This window comes from Cobetia sp. SIMBA_158 (genome assembly GCF_046566945.1).
GTDB classification, from domain to species: Bacteria; Pseudomonadota; Gammaproteobacteria; order Pseudomonadales; family Halomonadaceae; genus Cobetia; species Cobetia amphilecti.
Genome location: NZ_JAWJYL010000782.1, coordinates 1 through 251, shown reverse-complemented (window position 1 = coordinate 251; position 251 = coordinate 1). Strand labels below are relative to the sequence as shown.

Sequence of the window (251 nt, the reverse complement as noted above, 5' to 3'; positions counted from 1 at the left end):
AATAGATTTATGCTCTGCACCATGGTACTGAAATACTCTTTTAATATCCTCTAGTTTTGAAATCCATATTACATATATAAAAAATATAATTACCCTAAACAAACCTTCAATAAGATTCAAAATTATAGGACTATCTACCCTGTTTTTAAAGAAATTAGATATGAAACTAGGTAAAATCATAAATATTAATATAGACAATCCTATGGAAAATAGGACTGTAAGTCCCATTTCAACATCTTCAGCCTTATCCT

Annotated in this window: 1 protein-coding gene; it reads right to left on the bottom strand. The window is 27.5% G+C overall.

Features of this window, described 5'->3' with window-relative positions:
• The coding region (locus R2R70_RS21945) for a DUF1385 domain-containing protein (protein ID WP_410979188.1) at window positions 1–251 on the bottom strand (251 nt) is incomplete at both ends.